The sequence below is a fragment of the Sphingomonas sp. genome (genome assembly GCF_003248515.1).
In the GTDB taxonomy this organism is placed as follows: domain Bacteria; phylum Pseudomonadota; class Alphaproteobacteria; order Sphingomonadales; family Sphingomonadaceae; genus Sphingomonas_I.
In genome coordinates this window covers 15199-38475 of the sequence record NZ_QFOB01000015.1, presented here as the reverse complement: position 1 = coordinate 38475, position 23277 = coordinate 15199, and the positions used below count along the sequence as shown (strand labels likewise).

At 66.6% G+C, this 23277-nt stretch carries 20 protein-coding genes; 8 read left to right on the top strand and 12 right to left on the bottom strand.

The features are described from left to right. Positions 1-78: 78 nt before the first annotated feature. The 6 genes from DI605_RS18730 to DI605_RS18705 are packed head-to-tail and all read left to right on the top strand — an operon-like array spanning position 79 to position 6105. Positions 79-744, top strand: a complete 666-nt coding sequence (locus DI605_RS18730; protein ID WP_293976845.1) for a DUF4129 domain-containing protein — start codon at positions 79-81, stop codon at positions 742-744. After that, entirely contained in the window at positions 741-1973 is a 1233-nt protein-coding gene (locus DI605_RS18725; protein ID WP_293976843.1) for a hypothetical protein, read from the top strand. Before DI605_RS18730 ends, DI605_RS18725 begins: the two co-directional genes overlap by 4 nt. After that, the gene (locus DI605_RS18720) at positions 1970-2926 is read left to right on the top strand and encodes a MoxR family ATPase (protein ID WP_293976841.1); all 957 of its coding nucleotides are present in this window, start codon (positions 1970-1972) and stop codon (positions 2924-2926) included. The genes DI605_RS18725 and DI605_RS18720 overlap by 4 nt, the downstream gene beginning before the upstream one ends. Then, positions 2923-4239, top strand: a complete 1317-nt coding sequence (locus tag DI605_RS18715; protein WP_293976840.1) for a DUF58 domain-containing protein — start codon at positions 2923-2925, stop codon at positions 4237-4239. Before DI605_RS18720 ends, DI605_RS18715 begins: the two co-directional genes overlap by 4 nt. Further along, complete coding sequence (locus DI605_RS18710) at positions 4236-5249, top strand: stage II sporulation protein M (protein ID WP_293976838.1); 1014 nt, start codon at positions 4236-4238, stop codon at positions 5247-5249. The genes DI605_RS18715 and DI605_RS18710 overlap by 4 nt, the downstream gene beginning before the upstream one ends. After that, complete coding sequence (locus tag DI605_RS18705; RefSeq protein WP_293976836.1) at positions 5233-6105, top strand: RDD family protein; 873 nt, start codon at positions 5233-5235, stop codon at positions 6103-6105. The genes DI605_RS18710 and DI605_RS18705 overlap by 17 nt, the downstream gene beginning before the upstream one ends. 76 nt (positions 6106-6181) lie before the next feature. On the opposite strand, the gene DI605_RS18700 is transcribed toward DI605_RS18705, so the two are convergent. Beyond that, the gene (locus DI605_RS18700) at positions 6182-6829 is read right to left on the bottom strand and encodes a peptidylprolyl isomerase (RefSeq protein ID WP_293976834.1); all 648 of its coding nucleotides are present in this window, start codon (positions 6827-6829) and stop codon (positions 6182-6184) included. A gap of 163 nt (positions 6830-6992) precedes the next feature. On the opposite strand from DI605_RS18700, the gene DI605_RS18695 reads away from it, so the two are divergent. Next, a complete protein-coding gene (locus tag DI605_RS18695) occupies positions 6993-8075 on the top strand; it encodes a purine nucleoside permease (protein WP_293976832.1) in 1083 nt (360 codons plus the stop codon). Positions 8076-8141: 66 nt separating this feature from the next. Next, positions 8142-11435 (top strand): carboxypeptidase regulatory-like domain-containing protein, encoded by a 3294-nt coding sequence (locus DI605_RS18690; protein ID WP_293976830.1) that lies wholly within the window; start codon positions 8142-8144, stop codon positions 11433-11435. A gap of 146 nt (positions 11436-11581) precedes the next feature. Here DI605_RS18690 and DI605_RS18685 read toward each other — a convergent pair whose 3' ends face one another. The 11 genes from DI605_RS18685 to DI605_RS18635 form a co-directional block, all read right to left on the bottom strand. Further along, positions 11582-12328, bottom strand: a complete 747-nt coding sequence (locus DI605_RS18685; protein WP_293976828.1) for an HAD-IIB family hydrolase — start codon at positions 12326-12328, stop codon at positions 11582-11584. After that, positions 12328-13008 carry a ribulose-phosphate 3-epimerase gene (gene rpe / locus DI605_RS18680; RefSeq protein WP_293976826.1) on the bottom strand — a complete coding sequence of 227 codons (681 nt, stop codon included), beginning with the start codon at positions 13006-13008 and terminating at the stop codon, positions 12328-12330. Before rpe ends, DI605_RS18685 begins: the two co-directional genes overlap by 1 nt. Beyond that, on the bottom strand, positions 13005-13838 hold the full coding sequence (locus DI605_RS18675) for an HAD family hydrolase (RefSeq protein WP_293976824.1): 834 nt from the start codon (positions 13836-13838) through the stop codon (positions 13005-13007). Before DI605_RS18675 ends, rpe begins: the two co-directional genes overlap by 4 nt. Further along, positions 13835-15268: a glucose-6-phosphate dehydrogenase gene (zwf, locus tag DI605_RS18670; RefSeq protein WP_293976822.1), complete on the bottom strand. Its 1434-nt coding sequence runs from the start codon at positions 15266-15268 to the stop codon at positions 13835-13837. The genes DI605_RS18675 and zwf overlap by 4 nt, the downstream gene beginning before the upstream one ends. Positions 15269-15293: 25 nt before the next feature. Continuing rightward, the gene (gnd, locus tag DI605_RS18665) at positions 15294-16271 is read right to left on the bottom strand and encodes a phosphogluconate dehydrogenase (NAD(+)-dependent, decarboxylating) (RefSeq protein ID WP_293976820.1); all 978 of its coding nucleotides are present in this window, start codon (positions 16269-16271) and stop codon (positions 15294-15296) included. Then, positions 16268-18352, bottom strand: a complete 2085-nt coding sequence (gene tkt / locus DI605_RS18660) for a transketolase (RefSeq protein WP_293976818.1) — start codon at positions 18350-18352, stop codon at positions 16268-16270. Before tkt ends, gnd begins: the two co-directional genes overlap by 4 nt. A 113-nt stretch (positions 18353-18465) precedes the next feature. After that, the gene (gene rpiA / locus DI605_RS18655) at positions 18466-19140 is read right to left on the bottom strand and encodes a ribose-5-phosphate isomerase RpiA (RefSeq protein WP_293976816.1); all 675 of its coding nucleotides are present in this window, start codon (positions 19138-19140) and stop codon (positions 18466-18468) included. 7 nt (positions 19141-19147) lie between these two features. Further along, positions 19148-20806, bottom strand: coding sequence for a M28 family metallopeptidase (locus DI605_RS18650; RefSeq protein WP_293976815.1), 1659 nt, complete (start codon positions 20804-20806; stop codon positions 19148-19150). Between the two features lie 156 nt (positions 20807-20962). Beyond that, positions 20963-22222, bottom strand: a complete 1260-nt coding sequence (locus DI605_RS18645) for a L,D-transpeptidase family protein (protein ID WP_293976814.1) — start codon at positions 22220-22222, stop codon at positions 20963-20965. A gap of 92 nt (positions 22223-22314) precedes the next feature. Further along, on the bottom strand, positions 22315-22731 hold the full coding sequence (locus tag DI605_RS18640) for a hypothetical protein (protein ID WP_293976813.1): 417 nt from the start codon (positions 22729-22731) through the stop codon (positions 22315-22317). A gap of 21 nt (positions 22732-22752) precedes the next feature. Then, entirely contained in the window at positions 22753-23244 is a 492-nt protein-coding gene (locus DI605_RS18635) for a superoxide dismutase family protein (RefSeq protein ID WP_293976812.1), read from the bottom strand. Positions 23245-23277: the final 33 nt, after the last annotated feature.

Below are 23277 nucleotides of genomic sequence, written 5' to 3'. Positions count from 1 at the left end.
ACATTGTCGCGTTCGACTGGCTCTGTCCATCGCCGGAATCATCGGTTAGGCTTCCCTTCGAATGGGGCTGTTCGGGATATGAGCGATACGGTGCAGGCGGCGCATGAGCGGCTCGCCGCGGCGCATCGCGCGTTTCGCGCCGATCCTTCGATCCAGTTCGATCTGCCGCCCGTGCTGCCGCCGCGCGCGCCGCCGGCCTGGGCGCAGGCCATCGCCCGCCTGCTGAAGAAGATCGCGGAACCGATCGGCCAGGCCCTGCACTGGATCGGCAGCTTCATGCCGCAGGCGTCGTTCGCGCGCGTCCTGCTGTGGACGTTGCTGGCGCTGGGCGTGGCAGCCATCCTGTGGCTGGTCGTCCGCCAGATCCGGTGGCCGAAACGCCGGGAGGCCGATGTGGAGGAGGCGCCGCCGGAATGGCGCCCCGACGAGGCTGGCGCCCGATCCCTGCTGGAGGCGGCCGATCGGCTGGCGGCGGAGGGGCGCTATGGCGAGGCGACCCACCTGCTCCTGCAATCCAGCGTCGGCGATATCGCCCTGCGCCGGCCGGATCTGCTGCGGCCTTCGCTCACCAGCCGGGATATCGCGGGATCGGCGGCCCTCCCGCTCGGCGCCCGTCTGGCTTTCGGCCAGATCGCCCGGCTCGTCGAGCGCAACCTGTTCGCCGGCAAGCCGCTCGCGGAGAAGGACTGGCGCACGGCGCGCGAGGCCTATGCCGGCTTCGCGCTGGCGGGAACGTGGCGATGAACGCCGCCGACCATGGCTTCGGCGCGCGCGCGGTGGCGCTGGTGATCGGCATCGGCTGCGCGGCCTTCATCGCGATGCTCGTGCTTGGCGCCTATGCGCCCGATTGGGGCACCCGCAACAATGGCCGGGCCAATGCGCTGTCCGGATCGGCGGTCGGCTTCAGCGGCATCGTGCGCCTCATCAACGAAAGCGGCGGCCGCGCCACCATCATCCGCGACGAACGCACCTTCGATACGGAGGATCTGGTGATCCTCGCGCCGGAAAGCGCCACGACCAGCATCGACGCCGCGATCCGCCCCCGGCGGGCCAAGCCGACGCTGATCGTCCTGCCCAAGTGGACGACCACCCCCGATCGCGACAGGCCGGGCTGGGTGCGGCGCATCCAGTTCTACGATCGTGACAATCCGCAAGGCGTGATGGCGCCGGGGACGAAGCTGCACGTCGCGCTGCGCCGCAGCGGCGGCAGGCCACTCATCAACGATCGGGATCTGCCCGCCACGATCCGCTTCACCGCACCCCGGCCGGTGCAGGTAATCACCGGCAGCGAGATCACGACGGGCGAGGAAAATGGCCGGAAGGTGGAATATGGCCACCTGCGGCCATTGATCCATGACGGCCATGGCGGGATCGTCCTCGCGCAGTTGGACAACCGCTCGCTCTACATCCTCGCCGATCCCGATCTGATGTCCAATCGCGGCATGGCGAGCCTCTCGCAGGCGGAATCGACGATCGCCCTGCTCGACTGGCTCAATTCGAACGGCGCCGAGGCCATCTATTTCGATGTGACGCTGAACGGCTTCGGCCGCGAGATGGGGCTGCTCAAGCTCGCTTTGTCGCCTCCCTTCCTCGCCTTTTCGATCGGCCTGCTGATCGTGGCACTGCTGGCCGGCTTCCACGGGCTCGGCCGGTTCGGCCCGGCCCTCGCCCGGCCGCGCGCCATCGGCTTCGGCAAGGCCGCCCTGATCGAAAATGCCACGTCGCTTGTCCGCCGCGCCCGCCGCGAGGCCGATTTCGGATCGGGCTATGCCGCGCTGGTGCGGGAGCGCGCGATGGCCGCCTATGGCGTGCCGGCCGGCCTGAGCACCGATGCGATCGACGCCTATCTGGATGGGCTGGGGCGCGGCGAACGATTCAGCGAACTGGTGCGGCGCGCCGAGGCGGCGGCCACCGCGACCGAATTGATCCACGCGGCCGATATGCTGCGCGAATGGGAAAGGAATCCGGGTTGACGATCGACGATGTGCGCGAGCTGGGGGAACGCATCCGCGCCGAGGTCGGCAAGGCGGTGGTGGGGCATGACGCGACGTTGCAGCTGATGCTGGTCGCCCTGCTAGCGCGCAGCCACGTCCTGCTGGAAGGGCCGCCCGGAACCGCCAAGACCCTGCTGGCCCACAGCTTCGGCCAGGCGGTGGGCCTTTCCTTCGCCCGCATCCAGTTCACGCCCGATCTGATGCCGGGCGACATCATCGGCACCAACCTGTTCAACTTCCAGACCTCGCAATTCACGCTGACGCGCGGCCCGGTCTTCACCGAACTGCTGCTCGCCGACGAGATCAACCGCACCCCGCCCAAAACGCAGGCCGCGCTGCTGGAAGCGATGCAGGAACGCACCGTCACGATCGACGGCGAGAGCCATCCGCTGAGCGATCGCTTCATGGTGATCGCCACCCAGAATCCGATCGAGCAGCAGGGCGTCTATCCGCTGCCCGAAGCGCAGCTCGATCGCTTCCTGTTCAAGCAGCGCGTCGATTATCCGGACATTGCGGAGGAGCGGCGCATCGTGGCGGCGCATGGCGCCCGCGCCCATGCGATGGCGCCCGAAACATGGGGCGTGCAGCCCTGCGCGAAGGCCGACGATATCGAGGCCGCGATCGCCGCCGTCGCCGGGGTCCGCATGGCGGACGAGGTGCTGGATTATATCGTGGCGCTCGTGCGCGGCACGCGCGCCGTGGCCGAAATAGAAAGCGGGGCGAGCCCGCGTGCGGGCGCGATGCTGGCGTCGGCTGCGCGCGCGGTGGCGGCGCTGGACGGGCGCGATTTCTGCGTGCCGGACGATGTGAAGGCGCTGGCGCCGGCGGTGCTGCGCCACCGGCTCGTCCTTTCGCCTGCGGCCGAGATCGAGGGCCGTCTGGTCGAGGATGTCGTCGCGCGGATCATCGAATCGATCGAGGCGCCGCGTTGATCTATCCCACGCGCCGGGCGGTGCTGATCGCGGCGGCGGCGGCGGCGCCGGCCGCGCTGATCATCGCCATGATCGATCCGGCGCGCTGGTATATCGGCCTCGCCTGCCCCCTCGCCATCCTGCTGGCGATGCTGGTGGATGCGGTGACGGGCGTGTCGCCCGCCGCCGTGCAGGCGAGCCTCGCCGCCCCGGCCGCCGCGATGATCGGCGAGACGATCGCCCCGGTCGTGGAGATACGGATAGCGCGTGGCGATCTGCGCAGGGCCGAAGCGGCGGTTTCGGCCGATCCGCTGCTCGCCGGGGCCGATGACGGGCGGCTTTCGCTGGATATTGTCGACGGCGCGGGCAGCCGCGCCTTCGCCTTCCATGCGGTGCGGCGCGGGCTGGCGCGGCTGGACAGGCTGTGGGTGCGCTGGGAAGGGCGGCTCGGCCTCGTCTGGAAGCAGAAGGCGAACATGGTGGATCTCGCCGTGCCGATCTTCCCCGATCTGCGCGCCATTTACGATCAGGCGCCCCGGCTGCTCAGCAACAATCTTCAGATCGGCAATCAGGCGCAGGTCCATCGCGGCGACGGATCGGATTATGATTCGATGGTCGAATATCGTTCGGGCATGGATCGCCGGACGATCGACTGGAAGCAGTCCGCGCGCCATGTGAAGCTGCACGCGCGCGATTATCGCACCGATCGCAACAGCCAGCTGGTGCTGGCGGTCGATTGCGGGCGGCAGATGGCCGAGCCGATCGGGGGCGTGCCGCGCGTCGACCGCGCCGTATCCGCCGCGCTGCTGGCCGCATGGCTGGGCCTGAAGCTGGACGATCGCGTCGCGCTCTACGCCTTCGATGCCAAGCCCCGCGTCGCCTCCGGCCTCGTCACCGGCACGCGCGCCTTTGCCGGCCTCCAGCGCCTCGCCGCGTCGATCGACTATGGCGAGGAGGAAGTGAATTTCACGCTCGGGCTGACGACACTCGCCGCCCGCCTCGCGCGACGCTCCACCGTGGTGCTGTTCACCGAATTCACCGATCTCACGAGCGCCGATTATCTGATCCGCGCCGCACAGCAGCTGATGAGCCGCCACCTGCTGCTCGTCGCCATCTTCCGCGACACCGAATTGGAAGAGTTCGTCGCCGCCGAACCCGCGACCGCCGATGACGTGATCCGTGCCGTCACGGCGTCGGCCCTTCTGCGCGAACGGCGCCTCGTGCTCGCCCGCCTGAAGCATCTCGGCGCCCATATCGTGGAGTGCGAGCCGGATCATGTGCCGGAGCAGCTCGCCACCGCCTATCTGGCGCTCAAGCGGCGCAACCTGCTGTGAGCGCGCAGATGGAGATCCGGCCGGCCATGCTGGCCGCCACCCGCTTTCGCGAGACGCACGAGGCGGACTGGCTGCGCCTCGCGGGCCTGCTCGACCTGATCGAGAAAGGATCGGTGCGACGATTGTCGACGGAAGACCTCGTCGCACTTCCCGTGCTCTATCGCGCCACCCTCTCCTCCCTCTCGCTCGCGCGGTCGACCTCGCTCGACAAGGCGCTGATCGACTATCTGGAGCAGCTTTCGGTGCGGGCCTATTTCGTCGTCTACGGCGTCCGCACCCCGGCGCTGCGGCGGATAGGCGATTTCTTTCTGCGGGGATTGCCCACCGCTGTCTCCGCCCTGAAGCGCGAAACGCTGGCCGCCGCCCTGCTGCTGCTGCTCGGCACGATCGTGGGCTATCTGCTCGTCCGAAGTGATCCGAGCTGGTTCTACGGCATCGTCGACAAGCAGCTTGCCGGCGGGCGCGATCCCTCGGCGGCGGCTTCGACGCTGCGCGACATGCTCTACAAGCGCGAGGATAATCTGCTGGCGACCTTCGCCACCTTCCTCTTCACGCACAATGCCCAGATGGCGATCCTCGCCTTTGCTCTCGGCTTCGCGTTCGGCGTGCCCACCGCCCTGCTCGTGATCTACAATGGCGTGACGCTCGGCGCCTTCCTCGCGCTTTATTCTGCGCACGGCCTGGTGATACCGCTCGGCGGCTGGCTGCTGATCCATGGCACGACCGAGCTTTTCGCGATCATCCTGGCGGGTGCCGCCGGCTTCCGGATCGGCCTTGCGATGGCCTTTCCGGGCCGCGCCGCACGGCTGGATGCCATCACGGCGGCCGGGCGCGAGGCGGCCACGGCGATGCTGGGCGTCGTCTTCATGCTCGGCGTGGCGGGCATACTGGAAGGGATCGGGCGACAGACGGTGACGAGCGATATCGCGCGTTATGCCATCGCCGCGACGGCACTCGCCGGATGGCTCTTCTATTTCTATGGATCGTGGCGCCGTGATCCGTCGCGCTGACAGGATCCGCGCAAGGGCGCCGCGCGATCTCGTGCGCCGGCTGGTGACGCCGGAGGGCATTCCGCTCCGGATCGAGCTGGGCAGCGCCACCAACCGGGCGCTCGCCTTCCTGATCGATTTCGCGATCATCGCCGGCATCCTGATCGCGCTGACGATCGGGCTGGCCTTCCTCAGCCGCGGCCTCGGCACGCAGGGCATGGGCGCGCTCATGATCCTGTGGCTGATCGGCTTCTTCCTGCTGCGGAATGCGTGGTTCATCCTGTTCGAGGGCGGCGGCCGCGCGGCGACGATCGGGAAGCGCGCGATGGGGCTGCGCGTGGTGGCGCGGGACGGCGGGCAGCTCACCGGCGCGGCGATCACCGCGCGCAATGCGATGCGCGAGATCGAGATCTTCCTGCCGCTCTCCTTCCTCGGCGCGCGCGCGGCGGAGAATGGCGCCGATGCGACGCTCACGCTGATGACGCTCGTCTGGAGTGGCATCTTCCTCTTCTTCCCGCTGTTCAATCGCGATCGCCTGCGTGTGGGCGATCTGGTGGCGGGCACATGGGTGGTGCAGACCGTGAAGGCCCGGCTTCTACCCGATCTCGCGATGGAAATGCCGCGCCGCAGCTTCTCGAGGGAAGCGCTCGGCCTTTACGGCGCCTTCGAGCTTCAGAAGCTCGCCGAGGTGCTGCGCGGCGGAGACGGCGACTCCATCACGATCGTCGCCAGCACGATCCGGCGAAAGGCGGGCATTCCGGATGATGGCGACGATGCAGGCTTCCTCGCCGATTATTATCAGGCGCTGGGGGCGTGGCTGGAGCGCGACCTGCTGTTCGGAAAGCGCCGCGCGGACAAGACCGACACCGCGGCCTGATCCCCCTCGCCCGCGCGAGCCGGCTACCCGGCAGGCGGAGCGCCACGCCGGGCCGGACCAGCCCCTGCAGGCAGGCTCAGTTGCTCCGCCGCGCGCTGATGATCTTCACCGGCGCCACCAGCATCTGCCCCTTCATCGCCGCCGGGCCGGCAGTGGCGGAGGTGGGCTCGTCCATGATCTTGCGCACCAGATCCATCCCTTCCACGACATGGCCGAAGGCGGCGAAACCCGGATTGTTGGTCGCGGGATCGGCATCCATCGTCGGCGACGGCCCCACCATGATGAAGAAATCGGCCGAGGCGGTGCCGGGCGCCGCCATCGCCATCGAAATCGTGCCGTCCTCATGATGCAGGCCGGTCTTCGTCGTCGGCTCGTGCGGGATATTGGGGAAGACCTTCCTGGGATCGTTGCGCAGGCCGGCCTGGATCAGGCCGAAGCCCGGCTGCACCTTCACCGCGCGATAGAAGCCGATCCCGTCGAAGCGCTTCTGATCGACATATTTGAGGAAATTCGCGGTGGTGATCGGCGCGCGTTCCTTTTCCAGTTCCAGCACGATCGGGCCTTCGCTCGTCGTGAGCGTCACCTTCACCGTCGCGGGCTTCGGCGCCGGGGCGGCGGGCGGCGCGGGCGCGACGGCCGGCGGCGCAACCGCCGCCTCCTGCGATAAAGCGGGGGCAGCCAGGCCGAGGACGACGACGATCGGGAGGATGAGGTGCAGCTTCATGGCAACAGCCTAGCGGAAAGCGTGCGTGCCTCGCCAGCCCGAACCGCCCCTCCCCTTGGCCGGCGGCCGCCCGGCTGCTAGCGTTTTCATCGAGGCCCGACAGAGGCTTGGCAGGAGGGGTCTACGTCGCAGTACGGGGCCGCACTTGGGGGAAAGATACCGATTGTTCCTGACGGCACTGGCCGCCCTGTGCGCGCCAGCACTGGCCTGTGCGCAGGCCCCGTCATCCGCCGCCGTGGCGCCCGCCGCCAGGCCGATCGAGATCCGGATGGTGATCGTCACCGCCTTCGAGATTGGCGAGGATACCGGCGACAAGCCGGCGGAATATCAGGCCTGGGCCGCCGTGATGCCCGAGGTGCTGCCTTTCCCGGCCGGCTTCCGCCATCTGCGCTATGATCCGAAGAAGCAGGCGCTGCTGATCATGACCGGCATCGGCACGAACCGGGCCGCCGCCTCGATCATGGCGCTGGGCCTCGATCCGCGCTTCGATCTCACCCATGCCTATTGGATGATCGCCGCGATCGCGGGCGCCAATCCGCATACCGCCACCGTGGGCTCCGCCGCGTGGATCGGCGATCTCGTCGATACCGATTATGGCTATGGCGTCGATCCGCGCGAGGCCCCGAAGGGCTGGACGACCGGCATGTTCCCGCGCGATCGCACCGCGCCCTATCAGGGCAAGGCCGGAGATACGCAGTATAATCTGTTCCCGCTGAACAAGGGCCTGCGCGACTGGGCCTATGCGCTCACGAAGGACATGAAGCTGCCGGACACGCCAGCATTGCAGCAGATCCGCGCCGGCTATGCCGATAGCCCCGCCGCGATGAAGCCGCCCTCGGTGATCCGGGGCGACGAGGCGACCGGCCAGACCTTCTGGCACGGCAAGCTGATGAACGACCATGCCGAGCGCTGGGTGGCCTACTGGACGGGCCGCCCGGACAGCTTCGTGATGACGGGCATGGAAGATACGGGCGTCGCCAATGCGCTCAACGGCCTGGGCCGGCTGGGCAAGGCCGATCCGTCGCGGCTGATGGTGCTGCGGACGGGCAGCAATTTCACCACCCAGCCCGCCGGCGGAGACGCAGCATCCAGCCTGATCGGTGAGCTGAAGGGGCTGTCCGCCTTCCAGGCATCGCTGGACGCGGCCTTCGGCGTGGGCAGCAAGGTGGAAGACGAGATCACCGGAAACTGGAGCCGCTATCGCGACACCGTTCCCGGCGCCGCGCAGGAAATTGTCACGAAGTAAGCGCAATCACGGATCGAGCGGAAAGGGGGAGGCCGGACCGCGCGATCAACCAGAAGGGGGTTATCGATGCGGAATTATCTCTATGCGGGAGCATGTGTCGCGGCGCTGTGTGTCGCCGGCGCCGCCTCTGCCCAGGAAGTCACCTCGTCGGTGCGCGGCACCGTCACCGCGGCGGGCGCGCCGATCGCCGCCGCCGCCGTCACGGTGACGCACGTTCCGTCCGGCACGAAGGCCGTTACGAAATCGGGCGCGGACGGCGCCTTCTCCGCCTCCGGTCTGCGCGTCGGCGGCCCCTTCACCGTCACGGTCTCCGCACCCGGCTATGCCGACAGCACGGTGACGGACGTGCAGCTCGTCGCCGGCCAGCCGCTCGCCATCCCCTTCGCGCTCGAGCCCGAGGGGCAGGAGATCGTGGTGAGCGCGACCCGCGCCAAGACGGTCAATCTCGCCGCCGGCCCCTCCACCAACATCACGCGTGAAGACATTCAGGGCGTCGCCACCGTCAACCGCGACATTCGCGACATCGTCCGCCGCGATCCCTTCGCCACGATCGATCCGGGCCAGAATCGCGGCGTCATGATCGCCGGCCAGAATGCGCGCCTCAACAAATTCTCGGTCGACGGCTTGCGCTTCTCCGACAATTTCGGCCTGAATACGGGCGGCCTGCCCACCGCGCGCGGCCCGGTGCCGATCGACGCGATCGAGCAGATGTCGGTGAAGATCGCGCCCTTCGATATTTCGGAAGGCGATTTCCAGGGCGGCGCCGTCAACGTCGTGCTCCGTTCGGGCACGAACGATTATCACGGCTCGGGCTTCTACACCTACAACAGCGACAGCCTGACGGGCAGCAAGACCAAGCCCGGCATCGCCAACCCCACCGGCAAGATCAATCTGGACTTCAGTTCCAAGAATTACGGCGGCTTCCTCTCCGGCCCGATCATCAAGGACAAATTGTTCCTCGCCGTCTCCTATGAGCATCTGCGCGAAGGCACGCCAATCCAGATCGGCACCGCCGGTTTCCCGAGCGTCGTGCCGAACCTGACGGACGCGCAGATCACCAACGTCTCGTCCATCGCCAAGTCGATCTACAATTACGACACGCTCGGCGTGCAGCAGACCACGATCGAGACGGACGAGAAGTGGACGGTCAAGGCCGACTGGAACATCACGACCGGCCAGCGCCTTTCCGCCACCTGGATCCACAACAACAGCAACAACGCCTCCACGGCGGGCTTCTCCTCCACCGTTTCGGCCAGCCCGGCGCTGGCGCTGCAATCGAACAATTATCAGCGCCCCGAGAAGGTGGACAGCTACGTCACCCAGCTGAATTCCGACTGGTCGAGCAAATTCCACACCGAAATCCGCGGCAATTACCGCAAATATGATCTGACGCCGGTGCCGTTCGGCGCGTTCAACTTCTCGCAGATGCAGGTCTGTACCGATCCGGACGCCTCGACGCAGCTGAACGGTGCCACCAACAGCAACGCGACGCTCTGTTCGCAGGGCTCCACCTCCGCGCCGGGCGCCGCGCGCGTCTATTTCGGCCCGGACCAGTTCCGCCACTTCAACTATGTCCGCACCAAGCAATATGGCGGCGATGTCGCGGTTCGCTGGGAGGCCGGCCAGTTTTCGATGAAGCTGACAGCGGCGTGGAGCCATCTGGACGTGGCCAACGCCTTCACCGCGAATGCGCTGGGCACCTATTATTTCGACAGCCTCGCCGATTTCCAGGCGCGCCGCGCCGGCAGCGTCACGCTGGCCGGATCGATCACGGGCAATCTCAACGATACGCTCGCAAGCTTCAAATATGATCAATATACGGTCGGCGGCCAGGTGGCGTGGGATCCCAATTCGGATCTGAACATCACGGCCGGCGTCCGCACCGACATGTGGGGCGGCATCGACGCGCCGGCGCTCAACAACTTCTTCTATGGCCGCTACGGTTTCTCGAACCAGAGCGTGATCAACGGCAAGGAAGTGATCCAGCCGCGCCTGCAGGCGACGTGGAAGCCGATCGATGATGTTCGCATCCGCGGCGGCATCGGCCTGTTCGCCGGCGGATCGCCGGACGTGTTCCTGGGCAACAGCTATTCGGTGTCAGGCGTGTTCGCCAATTCGGTGACGATCACGCGCAACCTGAACGGCGTGGGCTGCCAGGGCGGCATTTCGACGGCCCTCTGCTCGGCCGCGCTGGATGGCGTGACGGGCACGAACTTCAATTCGCTGCTCACCGATTACCTCCGCACCAACACGGCCTCGCTCTCCGTGGCCAACGTCAATGCGATGGATCCGGGCTACCGGATGGAATCCACCTGGAAATCCAGCCTGTCGGTCGACTGGACGCCCAAGTTCGAAGGCTTCCTGGGTGGCGGCTGGAATGTCGGCGGCGACGTCTATTATGGCTGGGTGAACTATGCGCCGATCTACAAGGATCTGCGCCTGCGCCAGATCGGCGTGACGCCGGATGGCCGCCCGCGCTACGCCTCGCTCACCAGTACGAGCGCCAACACCGATCTGCTGCTGACCAACAGCCGCGACGGCTATTCGCTCGTCACGGTCGCCCGGATCGACAAGAGCTTCGACTTCGGCCTCTCGCTGGGCGTCAGCTATACCTATCAGGACGTGAAGGATCGCAGCTCGATGAACGGCACGACCGCATCGGGCACCTATGGCCAGAATGCGATGGTCGATCCGAACATCGCCGCCTATGGGACCTCGATCTACGAGATCAAGAACAGCATCAAGTTCCACGTCGATTTCGATCACGCCTTCTTCGGCGATTACAAGACCCGGTTCAGCCTGTTCGGCGAGCGGCGCTCGGGCATTCCCTACAGCCTGACGATGAACGACAGCGTCCAGACGCTGAGCCATGGCAACGTCTTCGGCGTGGCCGGTTCGTCGAGCCGCTTCCTGCTCTATGTGCCGAACGTATCGAGCATCACCGCCGATCCGCTCGTCTCCTATGACAGCGCCGCGACCTTCGCCTCGCTCCAGAATTTCGTGCAGACGAACAAGCTGAAGCAGGGCCAGATCATCGGCAAGAACACGATGCGCGCGCCGAGCTGGTTCAAGATCGATCTCCATGTCGATCAGGAAGTGCCCGTTCCGGTGCTGCGCGGCGGCCGCATCAAGCTGTTCGCCGATATCGAGAACGTGCTGAACCTGCTCAACAAAGACTGGGGTTCGCTGCGGCAGGTGACCTTCCCGTACCTCGCCTCGGTGGTGAACGTCGCCTGCGCCACCACCTCGGGCAGCAACTGCACCCAGTATCGCTATTCGAACTTCTCGAACCCCGCCGTCGACAATGTCGGCCGCGTCTCGCTCTATGCGATCCGCGTGGGCGCAAAGTTCGAATTCTGATCGGGCGGAAAGCGTGAGAAAGAGGGGCGGCGGCACTGGAGGGTGTCGCCGCCCTTTCCTTTTCGGCCCGCCCTACCGTCGCCGGGGCACGGCATAGGCTGGAAGGGATAATCGCCCGGAAAATCCGGGCGACGCAGCGACCGGCCCTATTTCAGACAGGCCACCACCGCTGAAATCGCCGTGATCGTCTCGGCCGGATCGCGCACCTTGATGCTGTCTATTCCCGCCGCCCGCACGGGATCGTCATTGCCGCCCGGATAGATGGCGTCGCCCATGAACAGGATGGCATCGCGCGCGACGCCCGAATGTTCGCATAATTTCTCGATCGCCCAGGCCTTGTCGACGCCCGCGCGCGTGATGTCGATCGAGGTGGAACCACCCACTTTAACCGAAAGACCGGGCAGATCCTTCTCGATCAGAGCCTGCATCGCGCGGCGCTTCTTCTGGTCCGGATCCCACGCTTCCTTGGCATCCAGCGGCGCCTCCTGCCCCAGCGCGGAAAAGGTGATCTGGCTGCCGCGATCCTCGATCTGCTCGCCCCAGGTCCTTTCCGTGTCATAGCCGCATGCCTTTGCCGCCCTGCGCAGCGCCGCGAGGATTTCGTCATGCTCCCCGCGCGAGAAATCCTCGGCATAGATGCGATCCCAGGCACCGTCGCGATGGCGGTAGAGCTTGGATCCCGTCGTCGGCATCAGGAACAGCCTGTCCAGCTTCGTGCCCTCCGGCAGGCGCGAGGCCACCTGCTTTTCGAACTGCGGCCAGTCGCCGCCCGAAATCACCGCGACGAAGGCCACGTCCAGCAGGGTCTTCAGGGTGGCGGCCATGTCATCCGCCAGCGGCTGCTTGCTTGCCGCCAGCGTGCCATCCAGATCGAAAGCGATCATGGTCTTCATCAAGCTTCTCCGCCTGTGCCGCAGCGGCGGATGCCATCCATCGCCGCGCCATAATCCTGCGCCCCGAAAATCGCCGTGCCCGCCACGATCACGTCGGCGCCGGCCTCTACCACGCGGCGCACCGTCCCCGCATCCTGCCCGCCATCCACCTCGATATGCGGATGCAGGCCCCGTTCCGCGCAAAGCGCGCGCAGGGCCGCGATCTTGGGGAGCATTTCCGGCAGGAATGCCTGCCCGCCAAAGCCGGGATTGACCGTCATCACCAGGATGATGTCGGCCAGATGCAGCACATGATCGATCCAGACGATCGGCGTTGCCGGATCGATCACGACCCCCGGCTTCCGGCCCAGTTCGCGCACCTGGCTCAGCACGCGATGGAGGTGAACGGTGGATCCGGGCTCCGCCTGCACCAGCAGATGATCGGCACCCGCTGCCGCATAGGCGGCGAGCGACCGTTCCGGCTCGACCACCATCAGATGCAGGTTCAGCGGCTTTTGCGTCGCCTTCCGGATGGCCCGCACGACCGGCTGCCCGAAGGAGATTTCGGGCACGAAGCGGCCATCCATGATATCGACATGGATCCAGTCCGCCCCCGCGCGATCCACCGCGCGCACCTCCTCCGCCAGCCGCCCGAAATCCGCCGCCAGCACCGAAGGCGCAATCAGCGGCGGCCGGCTCACCCGGCCTTCACCATCGGCAGCAGGATCGTGTCGATCGCATGCGCCACGCCATCCTCCTCGTTGGAAAGCGTCGTGCAGGTGGCGGCGGCGCGCACCTCTTCGGGGGCCTGCCCCATCGCCACCGAAAAGCCCGCGCGCGCGAACATGGGCAGATCGTTGCGCTGATCGCCCAGCACGGCCACCTCATCCAGCTCCACCCAGAGCGCACTGGCGAGCGCCTCGATCCCATGGCCCTTGTCGGCGCCGGGCGCTGTCACATCCAGATAATAAGGCTGGGAGCGGGCGACCGTCGCGCCCTCGCCCAACGCCGCCGAGAGCTTCGCATCGAGCGTGGCGAGAAACGGATAATCGTCCGAAACCCCCACGATCTTGTCGAACGGCCCTTCCACCTCGGCCGGATCGTGAAACATCACGGGCTCCGCATTGGCGGAGTTCCGCTCCGAATCCATATGCGTGTTGCCCGCATCCTGCGCATACCATTTGCCGTGCGCGAACAGCCACAGGGCGACCTTCGCTTCCGCCAGCATCGCGATCGCGCGGGCCGCCACGTCCGGATCCAGCCGGTCCGCCGTGAGGATCGTGCCGTCCGGATGCACGATGGTGCCGCCGTTGAACGCGCCCATCGGCTGCCTCAGCTTCAGCCGCTCCGCGATCCAGAGCAGCCCGCTGGGCGGCCGCGCGCTGATGAGCGTGAAGGGCAGGCCCGCCTGCTCCAGCCGCCCGACCGCCGCCACGACCGCGGGCGAAAGCGTCTTGTCGCGGCGGACGAGCGTGCCATCCACATCCGAGATGACGAGCCGGAGCGGCCCGCGCATGGAAGGCGCGCTCATCGGATCGGATGCCAGGATCGGCCCTCCCGCTCCAGCAGCGCCGCGGCGCCCGCCGGGCCGTCGCTGCCCGCCTTGTAGGGCTCCGGCTTGCCCTTGCGCCCCCATGAATCGAGCAGGGGCTGCACGGCGGCCCAGCCGCCCTCTATCTGGTCCGCACGCTGAAACAGGGTCTGGTCTCCGATCAGGACATCGTAAAGCAGGGTTTCATAACCGGTGCGATGGCCGATTTCGAAACGATCCGCATAAGCGAACTGGAGGCTCACGGGCACCGGCGCCACGATCGGCCCCGGCGCCTTCGCGGCGATTTCCAGGCTCACGCCCTCATTCGGCTGGATCTGGAGCAGCAGCCGATCGGGCGGCAATCGCCCGCCCTGGGCATCCGGGAAGAGCGAGAGCGGCGCATCGCGGAAATGGATCACGATCTCCGTATCGCGCGCTGCCATCGCCTTGCCCGTGCGCAGATAGAAGGGCACGCCCGACCAGCGCCACGTTTCCACCAGCACCTTCATCGCCACATAGGTTTCGGTGCGGCCCTTGGGGTTCACGTCCGGCTCGGCCGTATAATCCGGCACCTTCGCTTTGCCGACCTTGCCCTTCGTATAGCGGCCGCGCACCGCATCCTCCGGCGCGATCGGGCGGACCGCCGCGATCACCTTCGCTTTCTCGGTGCGGATCGCATCGGCGGAAAGATCCCCGGGCGGCTCCATCCCCACCAGCGAGAGCAGCTGGAACAGATGGTTGGGCACCATATCCCGCAGCGCGCCCGTCGCGTCGTAGAAGGCGCCGCGCGTGCCCACCGTCACCAGTTCGGCCGCGGTGATCTCCACATGATCGATATAGCGACGGTTCCACACCGCCTCCATCAGCGCGTTGCCGAAGCGCGTGACGAGGATGTTCTGAACCGTTTCCTTCCCCAGGAAATGATCGATCCGATAGATCTGCTCTTCGGAGGCGCGCGCGAGGATGCGTTCGTTCAGCGCCCGCGCGGACGCGAGATCGGTGCCGAACGGCTTTTCGATCACGACCCGGCGGAAGCCATCCCCCTCGTCCAGCAGCCCCGCATCGCCGAGGCTATCCACGATCGGCCCGAAAAATTGCGGTGCCGTCGCCAGATAGAAAACGGCATTGCCCCTGAGTTCCTTCGCCAGCGCCGCGAAGGTTTCGGCCCTGGTGAAATCGCCCTTCCGATAATGGACATGGGCCGCCATGCCCGGCCAGTCGCTCTTGTCCTCGATATATTCGGCCAGCACGGCGCGCAGGCTTTCGTCGTCGCCGTCCGTATGGGCTACGCCCAGGATCTTCGTGCCCGGCGTCAGCAGCCCGTCGCGCACGAGATTCACGAGCGCCGGCGCCAGCAGCCTGCGCGTGAGATCGCCAAGGGCGCCGAAGATCACGAAGGTCGCCAGCGGCGCGACCGGCGGCTTCCTCACGCCGCGTGCCTCGCGGGCCGGCGGCTCATTGCGGCATCTCCACATGGCCGCCGAAGCCGAAGCGCATGGCGGACAGCAATTTGTCCCCGAACGTATGCTCCACGCGGCTGCGATAGCGGGCGAACAGCGCCGCCGAGAGGACATAAGCGGGCACCGCCTCCTCCATCGCCGCGTCGATCGTCCAGTGGCCCTCGCCGCTGTCCGCCACGTTGCCGGTGAACTGTTCCAGCTGGCCATCCTTGGCGAGGCCGATCGAGCAGAGATCGAGCAGCCATGACGAAATCACGCTGCCACGCCGCCAGACTTCCGCGATATCGGGCAGGTTCAGATCGAAGCGCTCCTCTTCGGGCAATTTCTCGGATGCCTTGCCCTTCAGCACATCGAAGCCCTCGGCATAGGCCGCCATCAGGCCATATTCGATGCCGTTGTGCACCATCTTCACGAAATGGCCCGCTCCGGCCGGCCCCGCGTGGATATAGCCCTTTTCGGGGCGCGGATCGTCGCATTCCCGCCCCGGCGTGCGCGCGATCTGGCCCATGCCCGGCGCCAGCGCCTCGAAAATCGGATCGAGCCCGTCGACCACGGCCTTCTCGCCTCCGATCATCATGCAGAAGCCGCGCTGGAGGCCCCACACGCCGCCGGACGTGCCCACGTCGACATAGTGCAGCCCCTTGGCGGCACAGGCCTTCGCCCGGCGAATATCATCCTTGTAGAAGGTATTGCCGCCGTCGATGACGATATCGCCCTCTTCCAAAATCCCGGCCAGCTTCGCCACCGTTTCCTCGGTGGGGGCGCCGGCCGGCAGCATCACCCAGAAGATGCGGGGCCGCTCCAGCTTCTCCAGCACCTCCTCCAGCGAGGCGGCGCCGATCGCGCCATCCGCCTCCAGCTTCTTCACCGCCTCCGCATCACGGTCGTAGCCCACGATTTCGTGGCCGTGCTCCATCAACCGGCGGGCGATACCCGCCCCCATCCGGCCAAGGCCGATCATCGCCAATTTCATGCGTCTGCGCCTCCGATCAGGTCGCGTGCGACCTTGCACACATTATCCAGCGTGAAGCCGAATTTCTCCTGCAGTTTCGCCAGGGGCGCGGATGCGCCGAAGGTGGACATGGTGATCGTGCCCCCCTTCGTGCCGACATAGCGATCCCAGCCGAGCGACCCCGCCTGCTCGATCGCGAGACGCGCCGTGACGCCCGGCGGCAGCACGCTCTCGCGATAGGCCCGATCCTGCCTTTCGAAGAGATACCAGCTCGGCAGCGAAACCACGCGGGATTTCACGCCTTCGGCCGTCAGCGTCTCATGCGCCTGCACCGCCAGCGGCAATTCGCTGCCAGTCGCGATCAGGATCAGATCCGGCGTACCCTCGCAATCGCCTAGCACATACCCGCCCTTCTCCACGCCATCGGCGCCCGCATATTTCGTGCGATCGATCGTCGGGATCGCCTGGCGCGAGAGGATCAGCGCGGTGGGCTCGTGCGTGTGCGTCAGCGCCACCTTCCAGGCCACGGCCGTCTCGTTGGCGTCGCCGGGCCGGATCGTATCGAGGCCGGGGATGGCGCGCAACGTCGCCAGATGCTCGATCGGCTGGTGGGTCGGCCCGTCCTCGCCCACGCCGATGCTGTCGTGCGTGAAGACGAAGATGGTCGGCACTTCCATGATCGCCGCCAGCCGGATCGGCGCTCGCATATAGTCCGCGAAGACGAGGAAGGTGCCCGTGTAGGAACGCAGATAGGAGAGCGCCATGCCATTGGCGATCGATCCCATCGCATGTTCGCGCACGCCGAAATGCAGGTTGCGGCCGCCATAATCACGGGCCTCGAAGGAGGGCGCTCCCTTGATGTCGGTCTTGGTCGAAGGCGAGAGATCGGCCGCGCCGCCGATCAGCATCGGCAGCTTCGGCGCGATCGCGTTCATCACCTTGCCGCCCGCATCGCGGCTGGCGATGCCCTTGGCATCGGCTTCGAAGATTGGGACGGCCTTCTCCCAGCCATCGGGCAGCCGGCCCTCGCGCATCAGCTGGAATTCGGTCGCCTCGGCCGGGAAGGCTTCGGCGTAACGGGCGAACCCGGCCTCCCAGCTTTCGCGCGCGGGGCGGCCGCGCGCGACGATCGCATCGTGGAAGCCCTCCGCCACGCCTTCCGGCACATAGAATGTCCTGTCGGCGGGCCAGCCATAGGCTTCCTTCGTTTTGGCGACATTCTCCTCGCCCAGCGCCTCGCCATGCGCCTTCTCGCTGCCGGCACGCGGGCTGCCCCAGCCGATCACCGAGTGGACGACGATCAGCGTCGGCCGGTCGTCGGTCGCCTTGAAGGCGGCGATCGCCTGCGCGAAGGCGGCGGTATCATTGGCATCGTCCACGTGGAGGACGTTCCAGCCATAAGCCTGGAAGCGCAGGCCCACATCCTCGGTGAAGGCGATCTCGGTGCTGCCCTCGATCGAGATATGATTGCTGTCGTAGATCCAGCAGAGATGGGAGAGCTTCAGGTGCCCCGCCACCGAGGCGGCCTCGCCCGAAACGCCCTCCATCATGTCGCCGTCGCCGCACAGCACATAGACGTCGTGATCGAACAGATCGAAGCCGTCGCGGTTGAAGCGGGCCGCCAGGGCGCGCTCGGCGATCGCCATGCCCACCGAGTTGCCGCAGCCCTGCCCCAGCGGGCCGGTCGTCGTCTCGACGCCCGTCGTCATCCGATATTCCGGGTGGCCGGGCGTCTTCGAACCCATCTGGCGGAATTGCTCGATATCCTCCAGGCTCACGGCGGGCGCCCCGGTCGGTTTCCCGTCCGCGTCGATCTCGATCACGCCGGCGAGATGCAGCACCGCATAAAGCAGCATCGAGGCATGGCCGACCGAGAGGACGAAGCGGTCGCGATCAGGCCAGTCGGGCGTGGCCGGATCGTAGCGCAGGAAATCCCGCCACAGCGTGTAGGCGACGGGGGCCAGCGCCATCGGCGTGCCGGGATGGCCCGAATTGGCCTTCTGCACGGCATCCATCGCCAGCGTCCGGATCGTATCGATCGCCAGCCTTTCGGGAGACCCGTCCTCGTGGATGCGGGAGAAATCTGCGCTTTGATCGTTCATGGAGGATCCCTCGCCGGACGCTGGCGGCATCGGCATGACGCGCGAAGCCAGCATCCGCTTCTGATGAACCGCCTGAACGAAGCGGCCGCCGGAAGGATGCGCGCCGATCGCGATTAAGCCAACGGCCTGTCGTATCGTTCGACACCCCCCTCCCGGCCGACGATCAGCATGTCGATCTCGTCGAGGAAGATGCCATGCCCCAGCAGGCCCGGTATCGCCGCCATCGCCAGCGCCAGCGCGGCCGGATCGCCCAGATCGGGGAAGCGACAATCGGCCAGCAGATTGCCCTGATCGCTCGCCGCGCCCGCGCGCAAGGCCGGATCGCCGCCCAGCCGGCGCAACGCCGCCAGCACCGATGCACGCGCGAAGGGCAATATCTCCACCGGAACGGCGCGGGCGAGCACCGGCACCGGCTTCGATCCATCCGCGATCGCGATCATGCGCGCGGCCGCACTGGCCACGATCTTCTCGCGCAGCATCGCCCCGCCACCGCCCTTGATGGCGCGCAGCGACGGATCGATCTCGTCCACCCCGTCGATCGCCAGATCCACCGCGGCGCAATCGGCGAAATCCAGCACCGCAAGGCCCGCCGCCCCGGCCGCCCGCGCCGTGGCGAGCGAGGTCGCTACCGTGCGGACCTTCAATCCCCCCGCCGCGCGGCGCCCCAGCGCGCTGATCGCATGCGCGGCGGTGGTGCCGGTGCCGAGGCCCACGAGCATGCCGGCCTCGACCATCGCGACGGCGGCTTCCGCCGCGATCGCCTTCTCGGCATCCCGATCCGGCGCCATGATCGGATTATTTCCGCGCCGAGGCCGTCTGGTCGCGCGCGGCGCGGAATTCGCTGTCCGCGCTCCACTGCGGCCATTCGCGCGAATTGGCGAGCCGCTCGCCCAGCGTGTAGAGCAGATCCAGATCCTGCACCGCGCCCGAAAGATCGGTCTTCGGATCCCATTCGTCCGCCGGCTGATGATAGCGGTTCTTCGTATATTCGGCCACCAGCGCTTCGCCCCTCGCCGTGCCGCCATCCACCAGATCGTTGCCGGCCTCGAAGGAGATGGCCGGCACGCCCTGCTTCGCCATCGTGAAGTGATCCGATCGGAAGAAGCCGCCATTTTCGGGATGCGCCTCGGGCGTGAACGTCCGGCCGACCTTCGCGCCCTCCGCGATCAGATCATCGAGCAGGCCCAGCTTGGCGCTACCCAAAATGCTGAAATTCCTGGCCACGCCCAGCATCTGGATGCCGTCCATGTTGATCGCGCCCACCGTCGTCGCCAGCGGATAGAGCGGGTGGGTGGCATAATATTCGGAGCCGAGCAGCCCCTTCTCCTCCGCCGTCACCGCGAGGAAGACGACGGAGCGCTGCGGCCGGGGTCCGGTGGCGAAGGCGCGGCCCATCTCGATCAGCGCCGCCGTGCCGGAGGCATTGTCGAGCGCGCCATTGTAGATCTTATCCCCCTTCGCATCCGGCGCGCCGACGCCCAGATGATCCCAGTGCGCCGAATAGATCAGCGTCTCGTCAGGCTTGGTGGAGCCTATGACGCGACCCACGACATTGTGGGAAACGATCGTCCCGCTCGTGGCCTTCAGATCGATCGAGAGCGTCGCGTTGAGTGGCATGGGCCGGAACGAGCGGCTCTGCGCCGCCTTCTTCGCGCCATCGAAATCGAGGCCGGAGGCGCGGAACAGCTGCACCGCCAGATCGCGCTGGATCCAGGCTTCCACGGGCGCGTGGCTGGCCTTCGGATTTTCGCGAACGATATCGAACATCGCATTGGTGTTCGAATTCTTGACCGTGGCCCATTCGTAGGAGGCAGGCTTGCTTTCGTGCACGATCAGCGTGCCGACCGCGCCACGCCGCGCCGCTTCCTCATATTTGTAGGTCCAGCGGCCATAATAGGTCATCGCCTTGCCGCCGAAATCGCCCTGACCGGTCTCGAAATCGGGATCGTTGACGAGCACGACGATCAGTTTGCCGCGCACGTCCACGCCCTTGAAATCGTCCCATTTCTTTTCAGGCGCGGTCACGCCGTAGCCGACGAAGACGAGCGGCACATTCCGGATGTCGATCGCGTTGGTGCCGTCCAGCGGCGCGCGCACGGCGATCTCCTCACCCTGCGTGAGCGCCTTGGTCGATCCGCCTTCGGTGAGCGTGATGGCCGGCGTGCCGACATTTTCCGATCGCAGCAGCGGCACATCCTGGGTCCAGGCGCGCGTGCCATCCGCTTTGGGATCGCCGGCGGGCACGAGCCCCGCTTCACCCATTTTCTGCGAAAGATAGGCGATGGTCTTGTCCTCGCCCGGCGTCGCCGGGCCGCGCCCCTCGAAGGCATCGGAAGAAAGCGTCTCGATATGCCCGGCGATCCGGGCGGCATCGAAATGGGAGGGAGCAGCCTGAGCGAACAACGGCGCCGCACCCAGGAAGAAAGCCACACCACACATCAAACCGGTCTTCATCGACGACGCCTCTCGAAAGTTCGTGGCGTCTGCCTGCCGGTTCGCACCTGCGGCATCAAGGCCCCGACTCGCCGCCATTGCGCGCGAAGCGGGCAGCATCGTGCAATGCTGCTCGATGGCCTATCCTTGCCGGCAACGATGAAAGTGGCGGCCCGCTCAGTTCTGGGCGATTTGAAGGCTCGGCCGATTGTCTTTCGCGGGCGGGCCATCCAGCCGCGCGATCACCTGAGCATCCCGGCCATAGGGATCGCCATAGGAAACCAGATCGCCATTCTCGCCCCGATCGAGCGTGAAATAGACGAGATAGACATTCGTCCGCTTCGGCAATTGCAGCGTGCGCGTATCGCCCTGGGCGAGCGCCTCGTCCAGCCGGCCATCGTCGCCGCCATCCGACATCAGTTCGGCGGCCAGACGATCAATATCCTTCACGCGGATGCAGCCGTGGCTCAGCGCGCGATCATCCTTGGTGAAGCCCGCCTTGGCCGGCGTATCGTGCAGGTAGATCGCCTGATCGTTGGTCAGATTGATCTTGAGGCGGCCCAGCGCGTTGCGCGGCCCCGGGGGCTGCCGCACGACATAGCCTGACGATGAGGCCTTGAAGACATAGCCGCCCCGGCCGGGCCGCAGATTGGAACTCCTGACGATGCTCTGCGGCACATTCCACCACGGATTGACGACGAGCGAGGGGGCGTCGCCCGCAATCCACGGGGTGGGGGTCTCCGGCGCGCCGACCACCACCGTATAGGTGGAAAGCACCGTGCCGTCCTCGATCCGCTGGAGACGATAGCTCGGCACGTTCACATAGAGATAGTCGCGGCCCAGATCGCGCGGCATCCAGCGCCACCGCTCCATATTGGCGCGGATGCGATCGCGGGCGGCCCCATCGGGCGTATCGGCCAGTGCCGCCCGCAGCGCCTTGTAACGCGCATCCACCGGAAGCAGGCTTTCCAGATACCCGCGCACCGTGCCGCGTTCGACCATGGCGTTCAGCACGATCGGATCGATCGTGCCGCCGGCGCGATCGATATGCCAGCCGAGATCGGCACGATCGCCCACCCGACCATATTGATAATCATGCGCCAGGGTCAGCGCCGCGCGCTCGGCCATCGCATCGAGGGCGGGGCCTTCGCCCGCATCCAGTTCGGTCTTCAGCGCGGCGAGGCCATAATCCTCCGGGCGCAGGCCCTGATCGGCCGATGCCTCGATCGCACCGATCAGATCCTTCACAGCGGATTTCTTCCATATCGGGGCGGGCGCGGGAGCAGGCGCGACTGTCTCCGCCTCGCCGGCCACAGCGGCGGCAGGCGCCGTTACAGGCGCTTCCGGCACGCTGCCCGCTCCCATCGCGCAGAAGGCCGCGCCGGTGAGCAGGAGAAGGCGCCAATCGGCGGGCGCAGGCCGGCGTTTGAACTTCATGATGACGCTCCGTGAACCTTGTCGGCAAAACGAAGCTACGGCCACGACGATCCATCGGATGCAGAAGTCAATGCCGATTTTTCAGATTTTCCTCATTCCATCGCCATATAGCCACGTCTTGACGCAGGCGCCGCGCGTTTTGGCCAGAAATCTTGCGCCTCGCCGGAAAAATCCCGGCACAAAATGGCATGGCCGATCGTTCCTGCCTTCCCATGCCGAACATCGATCCCATCCAGCCGACACAGCAAGAACGCATCGTCGCGGTCGGCTTTCTCACCGAGCATGATCTGGGCGTGCTCGGACAAGGGTTCCGGCGCGCCTATCGACTGGAAAAGGAGCATGATTTCCAGGATCTGCTCGCGGCGATCGATCGCGCGGACCAGCGGAAAGACTGAAACGAAACGGCGCGGCGGCACAAAGGCGCGGCATCCCGCGATAGCCAGGATGCAGCCCTGCCAGCGCGACGAAGCCCGACGCGCGGCGTGGCGCCGAGGGAGGGGGGCGGCCAACGGACGCCCCCGCAAACTCCCTTATTTGAAGGCGCCGCAGGCGACGCGATCGCCAGCACCGCCGATCGGCTGCGTCGTATAATCATCCGCCTTGGCATGGATCACGATCGCGGAGCCATCCGCGTCATGCAGCGGCGCCATCATCGTCAGCGGGGTGAAGATCTCGGCCTTGGCGGTGCCATCAGCGCCGGCATAGATGTTCGTCAGGTCGCCCTTGTCGTTCGCCTGCGGGTTGAGCAGGCCATGCACGACCGGCGTCGCATCGTGGACATGCCCGCCCGCATTCTTGAACGCGGCATCCGAGCAATCGCCCTTTTCGTGAATGTGGATCGCGTGCCAGCCGGGCGTGAGCCCCGTGGCGTCCACCTTGAGGAGCAGCCCCTTGGGTGCCGCGAGGATATCGACGGAGCCGGCGGATCCACCCGCAGCATTCTTGAGCGGCACGACATGCGCGATGGCGGCCGCGGGGAGCGCGACGGCGATCAGCAGCGAGAGGCTATGGGACAGACGCATGGATGGCGGTTCCTTCTGCTTTTCGGGGGCCTT